Below are 17,522 nucleotides of genomic sequence, written 5' to 3'. Positions count from 1 at the left end.
GCCCGCACGTCCCGCCGTCCGCCTCGACGGCGGGACGTGCGGGCGGCCGACCGATTACTCAGTGTTGGTAGGTCACCCGCAGCACGGCCCGGGCGAGGGTGTGGAAGGCGAGGTTGAACCCGACGACCGCCGGCGAGACCTCGTCGTTGATCTCCAGCTTGGGCACGTCGACCGCGTGCACGGTGAAGACGTAGCGGTGCGGCACGTCGCCCTGCGGAGGCGCCGCCCCGCCGTACTCCTTGGTACCCCAGTCGCTACGGACGTGGTACGCCCCGGATGGCAGGCCGGGGAACGCGCCGCTGCCGGCGCCGCGCGGCAGCTCCGTCACCGCGCCGGGGAGGTCGACCAGCACCCAGTGCCAGAAGCCGCTGCCGGTCGGCGCGTCCGGATCGTAGGTGGTGACGACGAAGCTCTCCGTCTCGGCGGGATGGCCGGACCAGGACAGGTTCGGGGAGATGTTCGCGCCGCCGGCGTCGGTGAACACATGGGCAAGCGGCAGGACGCCGCCGTCGGCAAGATCTGTGCTGGTCACGTCGAATGACGGGCGAACGGGGAGCACGTCGTACGGGTCGGGGGGAGTTCCGCGGTCGAGCAGGGACATCTACTATTCCTTCCGTTGCACCATCCGGTGACGTTCCCGCGATGGAACCGTCACCTGGCGGCTCTACGCTTCCCCGCGATGAAACCTCACTCTGGCAGCGAGGACGAGAAAGCGCCGTGAAACTGGTCACCGCGATCTTGCGCCCACATCGTGTCGATGACGTGCGCACCGCCCTCGGCACATACGGTGTCCATGGTATGACGATCAGCCAGGTAACCGGGTTCGGCACCGAGCTGTGGCGAACTCAGACATACCGCGGACGGACGTTCCACGACGAGTCGGTGAGCGTCGCCCGGATCGAGTGTGTCGTCGCCGATGCCGACGTCGAGGACGTGCTGAGGGTGATCCTGCGCTCGACCGAGTCGACGGAGAGCGGGGCCGGAAAGATCTGGGTGCTACCCGTCGAGACGGTGGCGCGGGTGCGCACGGGTGAGCGCGGGCTCGATGCGCTGTGATCCGACCCGTGGTCTGATTCGGCGCCGGCGCCGGCGCCGGGGCCGGGGCCTAGGCGGCGAAGCGGGGCGGGCCGGAACGCACCGTGATTCGTGAAGCGCCGTGCGTTGTCGACCGACCGGCCACCCGGATCGGGTGAGATGATCGTCACATTTGGCCGACATTGCTCGCGCCACCTGCATTTCCGTCTTCGACCGGCAATCGGCGGGGCGACAATGACCCGTTGACCCGATACGGTTGACAGGTCCCGGCGGGTGTCCCGTCGACTCCCCCCGTATCGGCGCGGAGCCCGTCGGGACCCATCTGGCCAGGCCATTTCCACCTTGCCCGGCCAGTCGGCGCCTTGCCCGGCCGGTCGCCGTAGCACTGCGTTCCACCACCGGCAGGCGCCGCCGAAGCCGCCCTGCGCGGGCCTTCCCGCCGAGTCGGCGCCGGGCCGCCCGCTCGGAGATCCCTCAAGTACCTGAGATCATCCGACGGAGGAGATCGCTCGCCGCGGGATTGATCGGCCGGTGAGGCATCGCGCCGGCCATTGCCGCAGAGGTGTCTCAGTCCCGAGCGGTCTCGCGGCGATGGGCCGCCGAGTGACGACCACCGCCACGGTTCAGGCGCATGGTGACAGCCGGATCTGCGTCCTCGCCGTGGTCCTCGCCGTGGTTCCAGCCGTCGCCGTCCCAACCGGTGGCCGGCCGGCCGTCGGGGATGTCCTGCTGGCCCGGCTCCGGGGACCTGGCCGTGGCGGCCGACCCGGAGGCCGTCGCCGCGCGCTTCCGCCGCCGGTTTCGGAGGAATTCGACGAAGATTGGTACCACCGAAACCAGAACCACCAGGATCAGCATGGCCTCGATGTTGTCGCGGATGAAATCTATCTTTCCGAGATAGAAGCCGAGCACGGTCACTCCACAACCCCAGAGCAACCCACCGAGGATGTTGTAGATGGTGAAGACCCGGTAGTTCATCCGACTGACCCCGGCGATGACCGGGGTAAATGTCCGCACGATCGGAACGAACCGGGCAAGCACGATGGAGCGCGGGCCGTTTTTCGCGAAGAACGCCTCCGCCTGCTCGACGTACTCCCGTTTGAACAACCGCGAGTCGGGCCGGCGGAACAACGCCGGGCCGGCCTTGCGGCCGATCAGATATCCCACCTGGTCGCCCGCGATCGCCGCCAGGCCGATCAGGATCGCCGCGACCGGCAGCGGCGTGGAGACCTCGTCTCTGGCGATCAGCATCCCGAGAGTGAACAGCAGGGCGTCACCGGGCAGAAAGAACCCGATCAGCAGCCCCGATTCCGCGAAGACGATCAGAAGGACAACGGCCAGCCCTGCCTTGATGAGGTTGTCAGCGCTGATCGCGCTGGGACCTAGGGCGAGCGTGCTCGACGCGAGCGTGGTCACAATCGCGGGCCTCCGACGGCTTCGGGCGACAGGTCGGACGCGTCCGTTGAGATCGCGGTGACGTCCGCGTCACCGCACCGGCCCCGCCTGCTGACACCGTAAGGGTATCGAGTGGCCGGGCATCCACGACCGGCACCTGCGGGTACCGTGCTGATCCACAGATAGTCCACAGGTCCTCCAGTCCACAGGTCCTCCACCCCGCCCAGCTCATCACCCCGCGCGGTTCACTCACCCAAGCGGATTGACCCAACACAGCTTGACCCAACACGGCAGAGACATGGCACGAGTCCACCGAGGACCTCCGGACCGTGACCACACGGACAGCAACCGGTGCGACGGAACCGGCGCCATAGTCTTATTTCGTGCGTTTCCCGCGGTCCGGTCCGAACGATGACTCACCCGCCTCTACCGGTCCGCACCCGACCCGACCGAACGTGTGGCATCAACGCCCCCGGCCGCCGGTCGCGCCCGGCTCCACCGATCGGCTCGCGCGGCGGGGAGCCCGGTGCGGGCCCCGTCGCCGGACGATCCGCGCGCCGCTTGTGGTGCTGCTTGTGGTGCTCGGAGTGATCCCGCTGGCCGGCTGCGGGCGACGGGGTGACGTCGACGGCGGGCCGGGCGGCGCGGGCAACAACAGTGCTCCTGCGGCCGGCCAGCCGAGGCGGTCCCAGATTGTCCCCGGGACTCTGCTCTCCCGGGAGGTCGTCACGCCGGCCCCGGCCGGCATCCGTGCCTGGCGGGTCACCTATTCGTCCCGGCCGACCGGCGCTGGTGGGGTTCCCGTCTCCGGAATCATTCTTGCTCCGGGCACAGGTGTCCCCGTGCCCGCCGGAGGGCGCAAGGTCGTGTCGTTCGGGCACGGGACGACGGGCATCCAGGATTCCTGCGCGCCCTCACGCGCCCGCCCCCCACTGGCCGCCGCCGTCTGGACCTTCCCCTTGGTCCGGGCCGGCTACGTCGTCACGCTGACCGACTACGCGGGGCTGGGTACCCCCGGCGAGCATGCGATCTACGTCGCCGCCCCCGAGGGGCGGGCGGTACTCGACGCTGCCCGCGCCGCCCGCGCCATCACCGAGACGAAGGCCGGCCGTGACGTCGTCCTCTGGGGTTATTCACAGGGCGGGCAGGCGGTGCTGGCCGCCGGCGCGCTGGCCGCCGGTTATGCCCCGGAGCTGAGCATTCGCGGCGTGGTCGCGACCGCGCCGCTGGCGGACCTGCCCGACTCACTCGCCACCTTGCAGCGCCGTGCGGACGGTGTCGGATACCTGCTGCTGGCAATGATCGGGCTGGCGGTCAACGATCCGCGGATCGACCTGGACCACTACCTGACCCCGAACGGTCGGCGGTTGCTGACGGTCGCACGCACCCGGTGCGCCGACGAGGTGACGAACGCGAGTGTCGGCTCGTCGATCCACACGGCCTTCACCGTGGATCCGCTCACCCGTCCACCGTTCGCCGCCGGGTTCGCGCGGCAGCGAGACGAGATCATGCGACGGATGGCTCCCACGCTCGTCCTCCAGGGTGACCGCGACGAGGTGATTCGCCAGCCGGTCACCGACGGCGTGGTCAGCCGCCTGTGTGGTGAGGGCACAACGGTGGACTACCGGCGCTACCCGCTGGCTGACCATGGCTCGATCCTCAGCACGTCGATGAACGACCTGATGGGCTGGGTCGCGCAACGCTTCGAACCACGTCCGCCGGTGGTCGCCGACATCTGCGCACTCGGCGCGGCCGCCCAGAGGTAGGCCCGACCTGCCCGCCTGTGGACAACTTTTGGTCGACGTCGGCGACCAGTCCCCGTGCCGGACGCTCAGTCGCGAGCCGTGGCTTCCGGCCCGTACCAGGGCGCAAACCGCGCTTTGACCGTCGATGCCCAGGGCACGAGGGCGTCACTGCCCGGAGCGCAGGCGCAGTGCCTGACGTCGACCTCATCGATCGTCAGGTTCGCGCCCACCCCGCGGACCTGGGCGAAGTCGAACTCCTCAATCTTCTGGTGAGTCGAGACGACCGTGGGTACGGCAACGTGCGCACGTGCCCATCGACCATCGCTGCGATGGGTGGAGACGACGAGGGAAACCGGTGTTCCGTAGGGCAGGGCCCGACTGTCGATGATGACGTGGTGCTTGACCAGGACATAGCCATCGGCGCAGGGACGCAGGTAGGAACCCACGCTCACGCTGTACACCCTGACGCCGGCGTTCAGGTAGTAGTTGCCATGAGTATCAATATCCGACTGCGCCGCAGTAGTGATTCTGCCGCATTTCTCGGGCGCAGAAGAGTACGCCAGGGCAGGCGAGGAGACGGCCGCCAGAGCAGCCGTCATGAATGCCAGCAGGATTCTTGCGAGGCGGCCGCGAGGCCGGACCGAGACACCGTGCACAGGAATCTCCCTTGGTGGGTTAGTGCTATTGGGACCCACCAAGCAGACAGGACAATTTGGTTGCCCGTCAAGAGAAGATTCGAGGAGGTTCACCGAGACAATGGTGTCGCATACTCCAAACAGCACGGCCCTCGCCCGTCGCAATGTCGTGGGTATCTGGTTGCGCGTGACCGGAGGCGGGCCGAAGCGCGGTCTCGACGCCGCGAGACAGGGCCGAGGAGAGCGGTCGGGTGCCACAGAGCACCCGGGTGAGTCGGCAGTCGCGCAGGCTGAGACCCGAGCTGTCTGTTCGCGCATGGTCGTCTCCTACACCAGGGCGGATGAGCCACGGACGACCTGGGTCGCGTGGGAGCTGGAGGACTCCGGCTACACGACTCGGTTCCAGGTCTGGGACTTCGCGGCAGGCACGCACCTGGTCACCGAGATGCACCGGACTGCGCAGGCCACGGCCCCCGTACCGTCGCGTTGCGGTCGACCACGCGCCTGTCCTCCACATGTGCCGAGTCGGAGTGGCGGGCTTCCTACGCCGCCGATCCGACCGTCCGGGCCCGGACGCTGCCGGTGTTCCGGATCGAGGACTGCACTCCGCCGGGGCTGCTTGGCCGTGACGGCGGACCTGTTCGGACTGGACCGCGACAGCGCCGCCGCGCGGGGTGGTGGCCGCCGCCTCGCCTGGTCGCGGCGGCGAGCAACCGGGCCATTCTGAGAGTCGCCGTACCGACCTCCGTCGGAGTGGTTGTGGTTCTCTCCTGGTCTTCGGATTCTGGTCGCCGAGGGATGCCGAAGTCCCCTCCGCGCAGCCTTCCGCCGCCACGACGGAAGCGGCGCAAGCCGGTCTCTGAACGGTTCCGTCGACGCAACGCGCGCAACTGCCGGTCACCACACGGACCAGCATGATCATCTTGCCAGATGAACGGCCTAGGGTCTCCCGGTTCTCTTATTTTCCGGAACCATCCTGCTGCCGACCGGTAACACGCCGGTCCTCGCCACGAGTAATCTGAGTTTCGGTAATCCGATGAAGTATGTCGAGTACGTGTTCGACTGGCCGAAACCCGACCGGCTCTCGTCGCGACGCGATGTTCAGTGCTTTGGGCAGCCGGACGACGGCCGTGGCCAGCGGTACGGCGTCGAACTGCTGATGGTCGATTTCGGGACGCCACGGCGGCGAAACGAGCCGGAAGCGACGCCATCAGTGCCTCGACGCCAAGAGGAACGGTGCTCGGCACCTGGACTGCGGTACGCGTCGCCGACACCGCGTCCATCGCCCGCGAAGGTCCATGACCGCGGCGCTGCGCGCTGACGGTCAGGGGCAGTCGTGTGTACCCCGACCGGCAGTTCGTCGTATGGCCGCCGTCCACGCTGCCCGGCCGAGCTCCCTGTGGAAAACCTTGAGGGTGCCCGCTGACAGTCACGGTTGGAACTGACGGTCGCCGTTGGATCGGCACACGGTCCCCACGCAGGATCGGCGTTGGCCTGGTCACCGTTGACGGCCACCTCGATGACCATGCCGCGCCGAATCCGATGAACGCCCCGCTGGACGGTGACCGTGACCGCCCTGGCCGCGAGGGAGGAACCACGATGCCCACCGAGGAGCTGAGGACAGGACCGCTGGCGGCTCGCGGGCCCCGACTGTGGACACCGACCGGGCAACTCGGCGGCGCCCCGGGATCCGTCCACCGCCGCCGCACCGCTCCGCCCACGGTGCCCATGGATGACTTGTGGATCTCCAGGGCGGCGGGCTTCGAGCATCGACCCGGGTGACCGTTCGAGGAAATGACCATGATCGCTCGGGGCGACGGCGGGATCCGTGGCCGCACCGCTGTGGACAGGAACCCGACGGGATGCGAACGCGACTCCCCACGATGCCCATCGGTGCTCATTGGTGGTCATCGTGTGCAGCACGGTGCTCCTCGTCGAGGACCGCGGCGGACGCACCGGAAGTTATCCACAGGGACGGCGGGGTGTGGTCGACGGTGACCATCGGGGAGCGTCACCGGCGACCGAGGCGGTCGGCGACCACCCTGTGGACAACCAGGGAAAAGCCTGGTCAGGAGTAGGACGTGCAGGATCCCGCACCGACACCAGTAGCACTTGTGGACACCGCCCATCAGCCCGGTCGCCACACGGGGTCATGGGCCCCACCACGGGGCCGCGTCAGGACGACGGCCGGATCCGCGCCCATCGGCTGTGGACGGGTGCCCGACGGGTGGCGCACGCGATTCCCGCCGGGCACTGCACAGACCGTCGGTGGTCAGCGGCCAGGCCCGGCACGGTGCCCGCGACAGAGCCCCGTCGAGCTGGGCCGGAACCTCGGAAGGTGACCGGCGAGCACCTTCGCCATGTGGACCCGCACCCCTGTGGACAACGACGAACCATCGGCCACGAGGCCCACCCGCGGTCATTGAGTGCAGCACAGCGCCCCTCGTCGAAGCCGGCGGCGGGCACACCCGGGGGTTATCCACAGACAGGACGCGGCACGGCTGGCGATGACCGCCGAGGGGCGTCCCCAGCGACCGCCGCGGCCGGCAAGTCTTCCTATGGAAGAACAGGAAAATCCAGGTCAGGACGCAGAACTCGGACGAGCGCCTTGCCCGCGCAACGATGACCGGGACGCCGCCCACGGTCAGCCAGTCCGACCCCCGGGCCCCCTCGTCCGCAGCGCGCCGAGCGCACACGGCCCCGCAAGGTACCGGGCCGAGCCATGGACAGCGTGTGCATCGGCAGCAGGCGACGCCGACGGTCACCGTCCCCCTGTGGACAGCGCGGTCACCCGCGTGGGGTCGGCATGCTCGCGCGACCTTCCCACGTAAGCCGGCGGTGGCAACACCAGCCCAGGGACGGGGCCCCGGTCGGCGGCGACGCTCTCCCTGCCCGGCACGTCTGTGGACAGCACGATGCCCGTGACTCGTCTGACTCGTCGTCCCCGCGTCGAGGAACAACGATGCCCACCGGAGAGCTGTGGACAACTGCCTCGCTGCCCATCACGGGGTCCGGACGTCGCCCGTGGCCGGAGAACGTTCGCCAAGCACTGCGACGCAGTACCCGCGCCACGACCACCCCGGCAAGCGCACCCGGGGTGGTCGTGGTCGGGCCTCGTGCTGGCCCGTCGTTGCCGAGCACGATGCCCACCGACGATTGGCGGCGGCCGCGCCCGGTCGCACCTGTGGATACCGCGGTCACGTCCGTTCGTCCGTCCGGTGGGTTCCACGGACGACCCCCGCTGGGCACCTCGCTGACCATCACGGGTCAGGTGCCGGGCCCGGCACAGTGCTCGCGGACAGGCCCCGTCGAGCTGGGCCGAGGCCTCGGAGGGCGACCGTCGAGCGCCCCTTCGTCACGTGGACCTGCGCACCTGTGGACAACGCCGAACCGTCGGCCACGATGCCCATCAGTGGTCATCGTGTGGAGCACGGTGCCCCTCGTCGAGGCTGGCGGGGAGCGCACCGGGAGTTATCCACAGGGCCCACGGCGCGCGGTCGGAGGTGACCTTCGAGGGACATCGTCAGCGACCACCGACGATCGCCGCCTCTCCTGTGCATAGCCGAGAAATCCCTGGTCAAGGAACCATGCATGGCTTGGCGCGCAGCTCCGGCCGGGGGTGTATGCAACGCGGGCAGGCGCCTTGCCCGCGCACCGATGAGACGGACGCTGCCCATGGCCAGCCAGTCCGGCCCCCGCAGACCCGACGACCCATGCGCGAAGAACACACTCGGCCCCCCGCCGGACACCGGGCCGCGCCATGGACAGCGTGTGCATCGGCAAAAGGCGACGCCGACGGTCACCGTCCCCCTGTGGACAGCGCGGTCACCCGCGTCGGGTCGGCATGCTCGCGCGACCTTCCAACGCCGTCGGCGGTGGAACCACGCTGCCCACAGGAGGGGCCGGCCGGCGGTCACGCTCTCCCTGCCGGGGACGTCTGTGGCTAGCACGCTGTCCATGACCGCGTGGCGGGTGGCGGGGCGGCCCTGTCCGCGGGCCGGGCACCGAGGGCCGCGGGGGAGGGTGCACGTTCGGCCGCGACCTTGTCGGCGCCGTCCCCGCGCCAAGGAACGACGATGCCCACCGGAGAGCTGGGGACAACTACCTCGATGCCCACCCCGGGGTCCGGGCATCACCCGCGCTCCCGAACGCTCGCCAAGAGTTGCGACGCCGTGACCGTGCCGCGGGGATCCTTGACCGGCGCACCCGGGTGGTCATGGTCGGGCTGCGTCGCCCCGGCGCTGCGCAGCACGATGCCCACCGGAGACCAGAGGTCGCCACGCCCCGGCCGCGCCTGTGGACACCGTCCGTCCGTTCGGCGACGGGGCCGGTCTCGGGCCCCCGCCGCAGCGCCGATCTGCTCACGGTGCCCACGGATGGCCTGTGGATTGCCCGGTTGACGGGCTTCGAGCATCAACTCGGGTAACCGTGCAAAAAAACGACCATGACCGTTCGGAGTGCCGGTCGGACTGGCACTCGCCGGCTGTGGACAGGTGCCCGGCGGGTGGCGCACACGATTCCCGCCGGGCCCGGTGCAGACCGTTCATGGTCAGCGACCGCGCCCGGCACGGTGCCCGCGGCGGGGCCCCCGTGTAGCTGGCTCGGGCCTCTGGGACCGACCGTCGAGCACCCTTCGCCGCGCGGACCCGCGCACCTGTGGACAACGCCGAACTGCCGGTCACGGTGCTCATTGGTGGTCATCGTGTGCAGCACGGTGCTCCTCGCCGAGGACCGCGGCGGACGCACCGGAAGTTATCCACAGGGACGGCGGGGTGTGGTCGACGGTGACCATCGGGGAGCGTCACCGGCGACCGAGGCGGTCGGCGACCACCCTGTGGACAACCAGGGAAAAGCCTGGTCAGGAGGCCGAATACGGCGACCGAGGCGGACCGGTGCCGTGGGCACCGCCCGACTCGGACGAGTGCTCTTCCCCGCTGTTGATCCCAAGGCCGCTGTCCCTGGGCAGCCAGCCCGGGTCGCTGCGAACCCGCCGTCTCACGGGTAGGACGTGCAGGATCCCGCACCGACGCCAGTAGCACTTGTGGACAGCACACTGCCCGTCCACGGGTGCTGATCGGCGGCGACGTTCTCCCCGCAGGGAGATGGCTGTGGACAACCAGGCGTTGCGTCAGACGATGCCCGCGGGAGACCAGCGGCCGCCGCGCCCCCGCCATGCCGGTGGACACCGCCCATCAGCCCGGTCGCCACACGGGGTCATGGGCCCCACCACGGGGCCGCGTCACGGGGCCGCGTCACGGGGCCGCGTCAGGACGACGGCCGGATCCGCGCCCGGCACGGTGCCCGCGACAGAGCCCCGTCGAGCTGGGCCGGAACCTCGGAAGGTGACCGGCGAGCACCTTCGCCATGTGGACCCGCACCCCTGTGGACAACGACGAACCATCGGCCACGAGGCCCACCCGCGGTCATCGAGTGCAGCACAGCGCCCCTCGTCGAAGCCGGCGGCGAACGAGGCTCAGTGGGCGGTGGATCGCGTCTCGGCGACCGGGCGGACCGCCGCGACGCAGAAGTCGACGAGTCGGCTGTGGAAGGCGGGGTCGTCGATGGGCTGGCGGGCGCCAAAGGCGTGCCGGGCCAGCAGGGCACCCAGGAAGGCGCCGGTGGCGAGGTCGGTGTCGAGGTCGGCGCGGGCCTCGCCACGGGAGACGGCGTCGTGCAGGGCATCCTCGATGGCGGCCGCGCAGCGGTCGACGGACTCGCGCCGGAACGCCGCGTACATCGCGGGGAAGTGCGGCAGTTCGGCCATGCAGCGGGCCAGAATCGACAACCGGGGCTCGGTGAACACCGCGTCGACGTAGGGCGCGAGGTGGAGCAGGTCCGCGCGCAGCGACCCGGTCCGCGGGGGCATGAGCCCGGCTGCCAGGGTCCCGAGCGCGTGCAGGACGAGATCCTCGCGGGCCGGCCAGCGCGCGTAGATGCCGCGCTTGGCAACCCCGGCGCGGGCCGCGACCCGGTTCACGCTGAATCCGCCGACGCCGTGCTCGGCCAGTTCGTCCACGGCGGCGGACAGCACGCGGGTGTCGATCGTCGCGTCGCGGGGGCGCCCCCGCCGCGGCCGATCGAGCTGCCCGGTCTCCTCCTGCGCCATCCGCTCAGGCTAAGCGGCAAACGGGGGTGTGGACCGCGAATATTTAGGGCACCAGTCTGGTTGCATAAATCTGACAGGCTCCACGGAGCTCCGACAGCCCGCGTCGCAGCCGGACGGTGTTCGTCTCGCGATGCACAGTGACATACGGAGGCAGATATGACGACCACGATCTACTCGGCGACCTCGACCGCCTGGGGCGGCCGTGAGGGGCGGGTGGCATCCAGCGACAACCGGGTGGACCTCCAGCTCTCCATCCCGAAGGGGGTGGGCGGCGACGACGGGCCGGGCACGAACCCGGAGCAGCTCTTCGCCACCGGCTACGCGGCGTGCTTCCACAGCGCGCTCAAGGCCGTCGCCCGGGGCAAGAAGGCCGACGTCACCGACTCGGCGGTGTCGGTGACCATCGAACTGCTCCGGGACGACGAGGGCGGCGTCGGCCTGGGTGCGAGGATCGAGGCGCAGATCCCGGGGCTCGAGCGGGCCACCGCCCAGGAACTGCTCGAAGCGGCGCACGCGATGTGCCCGTACTCCCGCGCCACGAAGGGCAACATCCCCTCCGAGGTCGTCCTTGTGGACAACGACTGACCGATAGGCCGCCGCCGGCCTGCGGTCCGCCGGGTCAGCGCGTCCCCCGGACGCGTGGCCCGGCGGGCCTGCGGGTCGCCACCGTCCGTGGCCGGCCCGTCCGTGACCTGGCCCGGCCGCACCGTCCCATGGGATTTCAGTGAAGATCGGACCTGAATGTCCTAATGTGCGAAAGAAGCGGCGCCACCCTCGACGTCGAGGGACCAGGCCTGGCCCGAAACGAACGGAGGGCGCACAGTTGCGGATTGCGTTGTTGTCGTACCGGAGCCTGCCCACCTGCGGTGGACAGGGCGTGTACGTCCGACATCTGTCCCGCGAACTGGTCGCCCTAGGGCACCACGTGCAGGTGCTGAGCGGGCCGCCGTACCCCGATCTCGACGACGGGGTTGGTCTCACCGAGCTGCCCAGCCTGGACCTCTACCGCGACTCGGACCCGTTCCGCTGGCCGGGGCTGGCGGAGCTCCGCGCGCTACCCGACGTCGTCGAGTTCGGGATGATGCGAACCGGGCAGTTCTCGGAGCCACTGTCGTTCAGCCTGCGCGCCTACCAGGCGCTGCGGCCGCGAGCGTCCGGTGGGCGGCCGCCGTTCGACATCGTCCATGACAACCAGGGGCTCGGCTACGGGCTGCTGGCGCTGCGGACGGCGCTGCGCCCGTACCGAATCCCCGTGGTGAGCACCGTGCACCACCCGATCACCGTCGACCGTCGGCTGAGCCTGGCCGCGGCGTCGAGCTTCACCGCCCGGGTGGGGCTGCGCCGGTGGTACTCCTTCCTGCCGATGCAGGCCCGGGTGGCGCGGGGGCTGGACGGCATCGTCATCCCCTCGGAGAGCTCGCGGCGCGAGATCATCGCCGACATGAACCTTCCCTCGGAGGTCATGCACACGGTGCCCCTCGGGGTCGACGCCGACGTCTTCACGCCCGCGCCCGCCCCCGCGCCGGCCGTCGCCGGCCGCATTGTGGTCGTGACCAGCGCGGACGTGCCGCTCAAGGGGCTGGGTGTCCTGCTGGAGGCGCTGGCCAAGGTGCGATCCGAGCGTGCCGCGCACCTGGTCTGCATCGGCAAGGTCCGCGAAGGCGGGCAGGCCCAGCGTCGGGTGACGGAGCTGGGCCTGGGCGACGCGGTGACGTTCCGGTCCAACATCCCGGAGCAGGAGCTGATCGAGCTGCTGCGCTCCGCCGAGGTCGCGGTCGTCCCCTCCCTCTACGAGGGGTTCAGCCTGCCCGCGGTGGAAGAGATGGCCTGTGGCATCCCGTTGATCGCGACGACCGCCGGGGCGTTGCCCGAGGTCGCCGGCGCCGACGGCGAGGCCGCCCTGCTGGTCCCCCCGGGAGATCCGGACGCGCTCGCCGGGGCAATCCGCACGCTGCTCGACGATCCGGCGCGCCGCGCCCGGATGGGGGCCGCCGGGCGGCGCCGGGTGGAGCAGCGGTTCTCCTGGCGGGCGGCGAGCGCCGCGACCGCGGCCTGGTACGCGGAGCGGATCGCGGCGGTGGGCGGAACGCCGACCTCGCCCTACCCGGGCTCGTCGTGGTCGTGGGCGCAGCCGACACCGGCGTCCCGGCCGACCCCGGCCGGGCTGGCCACCACCACCACCACGTCCGCGCCGGCAACGGTCCCGGGCGATTCGAGCTCGTCGGCGTCGCCGACGCTCGCCGGCTGAGCCGGCGCCGAATGCTCACCGTCGACTTCGATCGTTTTCCCGTACCCGCAGGCTGCCGGCTGCTCGACCTGGGCTGCGGGGCCGGGCGCCATTCCTTCGAGGCGTTCCGGCGCGGCGCCGACGTCGTCGCGCTGGACTACTCCCTCGACGAGGTCAGCGGCGTGAACGCGATGCTCGCCGCGATGGCCCTGGAGGGGCAGGCACCGGCCACGGCACGGGCCGCCGCGGTGCGCGGCGACGCGCTTGCCCTGCCGTTCGCGGACGCCACCTTCGACCGGGTCATCATCGCCGAGGTCCTCGAGCACCTGCCCGCCGACACGGCGGTGATGGCCGAGATCGCCCGCGTGCTGCGGCCCGGCGGCTGGGTGGCGGTCACCGTCCCGAATCGCCTGCCCGAGCAGGTGTGCTGGGGCCTGTCGACGGCGTACCACACCGTCGAGGGCGGTCACATCCGCATCTACCGGCAGTCCGAACTGCGCGAGCGGCTGACCGCCGCCGGGCTGGAGCCGATCGGCACCCACTTCGCCCACGCCCTGCACGCACCGTACTGGTGGCTGCGGTGTCTCGTCGGTGTCCATGACGACGACCATCCGGCGACGCGGCTTTACCACCGGCTGCTGGTGTGGGACATGATGCGCCGTCCCCAGGTCACGCGGCTCGTCGAACGGATCCTCAATCCGGTCATCGGCAAGAGCATCGTCCTGTACCTACGAAAACCGGAGGTAGCGCGTGCGGCCGGTTGAGTCTGCTCCGGTGTTGGCCCCCGAGGCACTCATCGCGACCGCGACCGCGATCGCCGCCGTCCAGGAACCGGACGGCGCCATCCCCTGGTATCCCGGCGGTCACACCGACCCCTGGGACCATCTCGAATGCGCCATGGCGCTCGACCTCGGCGGTCTCGTCGGCGCGGCCGACGCCGCCTGGGCCTGGCTGCGCCGCAACCAGCGGGCCGACGGCTCCTGGGCCACCAGCTACGTGGCCGGCGCGATCAAAGAGGACTTCGCCGACAGCAACCAGTGCGCCTATGTCGCGACGGCCGCCTGGCACCGCTGGCTACTCACCGGGGACCGTGCCTTCGCCGCCGGGATCTGGCCGGTCGTCCGCCGGGCACTCGACCTCATCGTCGACATGCAGGCCCCCAGCGGCCAGATCTGGTGGGCACGGGGCTCGGACGGCGTGGACTATCCGGAGGCGCTGCTCACGGGATGCTCCAGCACCCTGCACAGCCTGCGGTGCGGGATGGCGCTCGCCGCGCTCGTCGACGAGGTGCCGCCGGCCTGGGAGCGGGCGACCGGCGCGCTGCATCACGCGCTGGTCGCCCATCCCGAGCATTTCGCCCCGCGGGACCGCTGGTCGATGGACTGGTACTACCCGGTGATCGGCGGGGCGCTGCGCCGCTCCGCCGGCCGGGCCCGGCTCGCCTCCCGCTGGGACGACTTCGTCGTCGACGGTCTGGGGATCCGCTGCGTGGCCGACGAGCCCTGGGTGACCGGCGCGGAGACCTGCGAGCTCGCGATCGCCCTGCACCTGGTCGGCGAGTCGACCGCCGCGGCCAAGCTGGTCGCGGACATGCAGCATCTGCGGCACGGCGGCGGCGGCTACTGGACGGGCTGGCAGTTCGCCGACCGCACGTTCTGGCCGGTCGAGCAGTCGACGTGGACCGCCGCGGCGGTGATCCTCGCGGCCGACACGCTGGCCGGCGGGGTCACCGAGGCCATGTTCCTCGGTGCGGACCTGCCCACCGGGCTGCACGGCCCGGAGGGGATCGACGGCCAGGCCGTCGCCACCGCCGGCCGCTCACAGGGCGAGCCACGCCCACCCGACCAGCGTCCGGCGCCCGATGGCGACCCGCCGGCGACGGACTCCGACCCGCCGGCGGCATGCGGCTGCCGGTCAGTCGACGCGGCGTAGCACCCGCAGCGACCCGGTCCGCGCCTGCTCGAGGAAGCCCTCGTCGAGCGCCCTCAGCAGGACGTGGTACGGCGCCTGGCCGCCGTCGGCGGGGTCGGAGAACACGTCGTGGATGGCCAGCAGGCCGCCGGCGGTGACGTGGCGCCCCCACGCCTCGTAATCGGCCTGGGCCTGCTCCTCGGTGTGCCCGCCATCGAGGAAGAGCAGCGCGACCGGGGTCGTCCACCACAGTCCGACCTGCTCGGACCGCCCGACGATCGCTGTCACCACGTCCTCGACCTGGCCCTGCTCCAGGGTCCGGCGCAGGAACGGAAGCGTGTCGAGCCGGCCCGTGCGCGGGTCGACCAGGGTGGTGTCGTGATACTCCCAGCCGGCCTGGTTCTCCTCCGAGCCGCGGTGATGGTCCACCGTGACCACGGTGGCGCCCGCCGCTCGGGCAGCGGCGGCCAGGTAGAGGGTGGACTTCCCGCAGTAGGTGCCGACCTCGCAGATCAGGCCGCCGGCCGGGATCGCCGCGGCCGCCGTGTACAGCGCAAGCCCCTCCTGCGGGGGCATGAAGCCCGTCGCCCCCTCGGCCACCTGCCGCAATGCCGCGTCCACCGCCGACTCCCTTCCCACTGACCTCGCACCGTCCTGCTTCCCGCCGACTGACGGGTACCGCCCGATCCGGCCGGTACCGAACTTAGCGCCCCGGGCTCGCCGACCGACGGTCTTCCAGGACTGGCCGCCGGCCGACGAGCCCGGTCGAGGCGGGACGAGCGCCGGAGCCGCCCGCGTCGAGCCTGCGCCCGCGACCGGTGAACGAGAAACTGTTTGCCCGGCCGGCCGGGATGAACTAACCTGCCCTCATGGGCATCTGAGTAGGCGTGTGAACGCCTCGGTGCACCCGCTGTCACGGCAGGGTGACCGTTATTCTCTTCTTTCCAGCCGACCTGGGCGATCGGCCTCGTGGCACCGGACCTCCGGCCGCGCACGACGCCATAATGCCTGGCAGTCCTGCTGATCCGTCCGTCCATCGCGGCGCTCCGCCTGCCCGCCAGTGCCGTTTTCGGTGGCTGACGGCGTTTACCCGATTAGGCGTACTGCGTTTCTCGCCCGTTTTTGGGAGCTGAGCGTCCGCGGAGTCGGCGTCACCATTTCACGCTGCCCGAAAGGAGCACAGATGGCTGCTCGTTCTCGATCCCGAAAGCCGCAACTGCGCGACACCGCCCGCACCGACCCCAGGCCACCGGCCGGGGGCGCGGTGACCGGGCCCGGCGCCGAACCGGCCGCGTCCCCGCTCGCCGACCCGGCTAAGTTGACTGACCCGGCTGGATCGGCTGACCCGACTGACCCGGCTGACCCGGCTGGATCGGCGCTCCCCGGCCTTGCTGGCGCGCCGGCCCAGGACCGCCGTTCCCGGCGGGAGCGGCGAGGGCACGGCGGGGACGGCGAGATTCCCCGGTCCGGGCCGGTTGCGCCGCGACTGAACTCCGGGGCAACGGGCGCGGGCCGCAACCCGCGGCGCTTCGCCGCCCGCCGCCAGGGCTGACCGCGCCAGCGGCGCGGACACGACGGCGGCGCTGGCCCAGGACGGGCACCGGCAGGTGCCGGTGGCGGCCACCATGGCCGCCACGGCACCGGCTGGTGCCGGCGAGGAAGCGCGGGTGGCTACTTGCCGAGGGTCTCGGCCACCTCGGTACGGCGGGCGAAGATCTCCTCGGTCCGCTCCTCCATCTCCTTCAACGCCTTCTTGCGTCCGCGGCTGGACAGCCGGTCGAGGTAGAGGCCGCCATGCAGATGATCGGTCTCGTGCTGCAGGCACCGGGCGAAGTAGCCGGTGCCCGCTAGCCGCAGCGGCGCGCCGGTGGAGTCCTGGCCGCGGACCGCGGCGTGTTCGAGCCGGGCGACCTCCATGTAGGCGCCTGGCACGGACAGGCAGCCCTCGTCGCCCTTGACCAGCCGGCGCTCGGCCGGATCGGCCTCGTCCAGCTCCGGATTGGCGAGGTGCCCCACGTGCCGGACGCCGTCCTCGTCGGTGCAGTCGTAGACGAACAGGGCCGCGTCGACGTCGATCTGGTTCGCGGCGAGGCCGACCCCCTCGGCGCCGTACATCGTGGCGAACATGTCATCGATCAGGGCGGCGAGTTCCGGAGTGCCGAACTCGGTGATCTTCCGGCAGGGCCGGTGCAGGATGGGCTCGCCGACGACCGTGATGCGCCGGATGGTGCCCCGCGCCACCTCGGGCGGGACCGCGGGATAAGCGTCGACCGGCTCTCCCAGGACCCGGATCCGCAGATCCTGCTTTTCGTTCGCCTCATCCGATCGCGCGGTACGCGAGGCCATGGCGGGCTTCTCCTTCCATCCGACCGCCGGCGCGCCCGCGCGGGCGGCGGCGCGGTGCCGACCGGGCCCCACCCGCCGTCCGCCAGGCCGAACCGGGCCGAACCGGGCCGCCGCCGATCCTC

Annotated in this window: 13 protein-coding genes; 7 read left to right on the top strand and 6 right to left on the bottom strand. The window is 71.0% G+C overall.

Features of this window, described 5'->3' with window-relative positions:
* Nucleotides 1-58: 58 nt before the first annotated feature.
* Nucleotides 59-601: a YbhB/YbcL family Raf kinase inhibitor-like protein gene (locus NBZ83_RS07965; RefSeq protein WP_261567046.1), complete on the bottom strand. Its 543-nt coding sequence runs from the start codon at nt 599-601 to the stop codon at nt 59-61.
* A gap of 116 nt (nt 602-717) precedes the next feature.
* Between NBZ83_RS07965 and NBZ83_RS07960 the strand changes: the two genes are divergently transcribed.
* Nucleotides 718-1,056, top strand: coding sequence for a P-II family nitrogen regulator (locus NBZ83_RS07960; RefSeq protein ID WP_261567047.1), 339 nt, complete (start codon nt 718-720; stop codon nt 1,054-1,056).
* 546 nt (nt 1,057-1,602) lie between these two features.
* Here the strand turns inward: NBZ83_RS07960 and NBZ83_RS07955 are convergent.
* Nucleotides 1,603-2,451: a DedA family protein gene (locus NBZ83_RS07955; RefSeq protein ID WP_261567048.1), complete on the bottom strand. Its 849-nt coding sequence runs from the start codon at nt 2,449-2,451 to the stop codon at nt 1,603-1,605.
* A gap of 542 nt (nt 2,452-2,993) precedes the next feature.
* Between NBZ83_RS07955 and NBZ83_RS07950 the strand changes: the two genes are divergently transcribed.
* Entirely contained in the window at nt 2,994-4,196 is a 1,203-nt protein-coding gene (locus tag NBZ83_RS07950) for a lipase family protein (RefSeq protein ID WP_261574649.1), read from the top strand.
* Nucleotides 4,197-4,261: 65 nt separating this feature from the next.
* Here the strand turns inward: NBZ83_RS07950 and NBZ83_RS07945 are convergent, their stop codons facing one another.
* Nucleotides 4,262-4,774 carry a hypothetical protein gene (locus NBZ83_RS07945; RefSeq protein ID WP_261574648.1) on the bottom strand — a complete coding sequence of 171 codons (513 nt, stop codon included), beginning with the start codon at nt 4,772-4,774 and terminating at the stop codon, nt 4,262-4,264.
* On the opposite strand from NBZ83_RS07945, the gene NBZ83_RS33725 reads away from it, so the two are divergent.
* A complete protein-coding gene (locus tag NBZ83_RS33725) occupies nt 4,773-5,537 on the top strand; it encodes a toll/interleukin-1 receptor domain-containing protein (RefSeq protein WP_368861815.1) in 765 nt (254 codons plus the stop codon). The genes NBZ83_RS07945 and NBZ83_RS33725 overlap by 2 nt on opposite strands.
* 4,746 nt (nt 5,538-10,283) lie before the next feature.
* On the opposite strand, the gene NBZ83_RS07940 is transcribed toward NBZ83_RS33725, so the two are convergent.
* Nucleotides 10,284-10,916 carry a TetR/AcrR family transcriptional regulator gene (locus NBZ83_RS07940; protein ID WP_261567051.1) on the bottom strand — a complete coding sequence of 211 codons (633 nt, stop codon included), beginning with the start codon at nt 10,914-10,916 and terminating at the stop codon, nt 10,284-10,286.
* 156 nt (nt 10,917-11,072) lie between these two features.
* On the opposite strand from NBZ83_RS07940, the gene NBZ83_RS07935 reads away from it, so the two are divergent.
* The 4 genes from NBZ83_RS07935 to NBZ83_RS07920 all read left to right on the top strand — a co-directional run bounded on the left by NBZ83_RS07935 (nt 11,073) and on the right by NBZ83_RS07920 (nt 15,075).
* Nucleotides 11,073-11,501, top strand: coding sequence for an organic hydroperoxide resistance protein (locus NBZ83_RS07935; protein WP_261567052.1), 429 nt, complete (start codon nt 11,073-11,075; stop codon nt 11,499-11,501).
* A 238-nt stretch (nt 11,502-11,739) separates the two neighbouring features.
* Nucleotides 11,740-13,164 (top strand): glycosyltransferase family 4 protein, encoded by a 1,425-nt coding sequence (locus NBZ83_RS07930; RefSeq protein ID WP_261574647.1) that lies wholly within the window; start codon nt 11,740-11,742, stop codon nt 13,162-13,164.
* 11 nt (nt 13,165-13,175) lie between these two features.
* Entirely contained in the window at nt 13,176-13,907 is a 732-nt protein-coding gene (locus NBZ83_RS07925) for a class I SAM-dependent methyltransferase (protein ID WP_261567054.1), read from the top strand.
* On the top strand, nt 13,894-15,075 hold the full coding sequence (locus tag NBZ83_RS07920) for a prenyltransferase/squalene oxidase repeat-containing protein (RefSeq protein WP_261567055.1): 1,182 nt from the start codon (nt 13,894-13,896) through the stop codon (nt 15,073-15,075). Before NBZ83_RS07925 ends, NBZ83_RS07920 begins: the two co-directional genes overlap by 14 nt.
* Here NBZ83_RS07920 and NBZ83_RS07915 read toward each other — a convergent pair.
* Both NBZ83_RS07915 and def read right to left on the bottom strand, forming a co-directional pair.
* Nucleotides 15,058-15,675, bottom strand: coding sequence for a class I SAM-dependent methyltransferase (locus NBZ83_RS07915; protein WP_261567056.1), 618 nt, complete (start codon nt 15,673-15,675; stop codon nt 15,058-15,060). The two genes, NBZ83_RS07920 and NBZ83_RS07915, sit on opposite strands and share 18 nt — an antisense overlap.
* Nucleotides 15,676-16,725: 1,050 nt before the next feature.
* The gene (def, locus tag NBZ83_RS07910; RefSeq protein WP_261567057.1) at nt 16,726-17,400 is read right to left on the bottom strand and encodes a peptide deformylase; all 675 of its coding nucleotides are present in this window, start codon (nt 17,398-17,400) and stop codon (nt 16,726-16,728) included.
* Nucleotides 17,401-17,522: the final 122 nt, after the last annotated feature.

This window comes from Frankia gtarii (assembly GCF_025403375.1).
In the GTDB taxonomy this organism is placed as follows: domain Bacteria; phylum Actinomycetota; class Actinomycetes; order Frankiales; family Frankiaceae; genus Frankia; species Frankia gtarii.
Note: the sequence above shows the minus strand (reverse complement) of the source record. Positions and strands in the feature narration are given on the sequence as shown.

What these genes read in the sequence shown, in the direction of transcription:
- NBZ83_RS07965 (WP_261567046.1), bottom strand. Translation starts at nt 601, where the DNA reads ATGTCCCTGCTCGACCGCGGAACTCCCCCCGACCCGTACGACGTGCTC.
- NBZ83_RS33725 (WP_368861815.1), top strand. Translation starts at nt 4,773, where the DNA reads ATGAATGCCAGCAGGATTCTTGCGAGGCGGCCGCGAGGCCGGACCGAG.
- NBZ83_RS07945 (WP_261574648.1), bottom strand. Translation starts at nt 4,774, where the DNA reads ATGACGGCTGCTCTGGCGGCCGTCTCCTCGCCTGCCCTGGCGTACTCT.
- NBZ83_RS07940 (WP_261567051.1), bottom strand. Translation starts at nt 10,916, where the DNA reads ATGGCGCAGGAGGAGACCGGGCAGCTCGATCGGCCGCGGCGGGGGCGC.
- NBZ83_RS07935 (WP_261567052.1), top strand. Translation starts at nt 11,073, where the DNA reads ATGACGACCACGATCTACTCGGCGACCTCGACCGCCTGGGGCGGCCGT.
- NBZ83_RS07925 (WP_261567054.1), top strand. Translation starts at nt 13,176, where the DNA reads ATGCTCACCGTCGACTTCGATCGTTTTCCCGTACCCGCAGGCTGCCGG.
- def (WP_261567057.1), bottom strand. Translation starts at nt 17,400, where the DNA reads ATGGCCTCGCGTACCGCGCGATCGGATGAGGCGAACGAAAAGCAGGAT.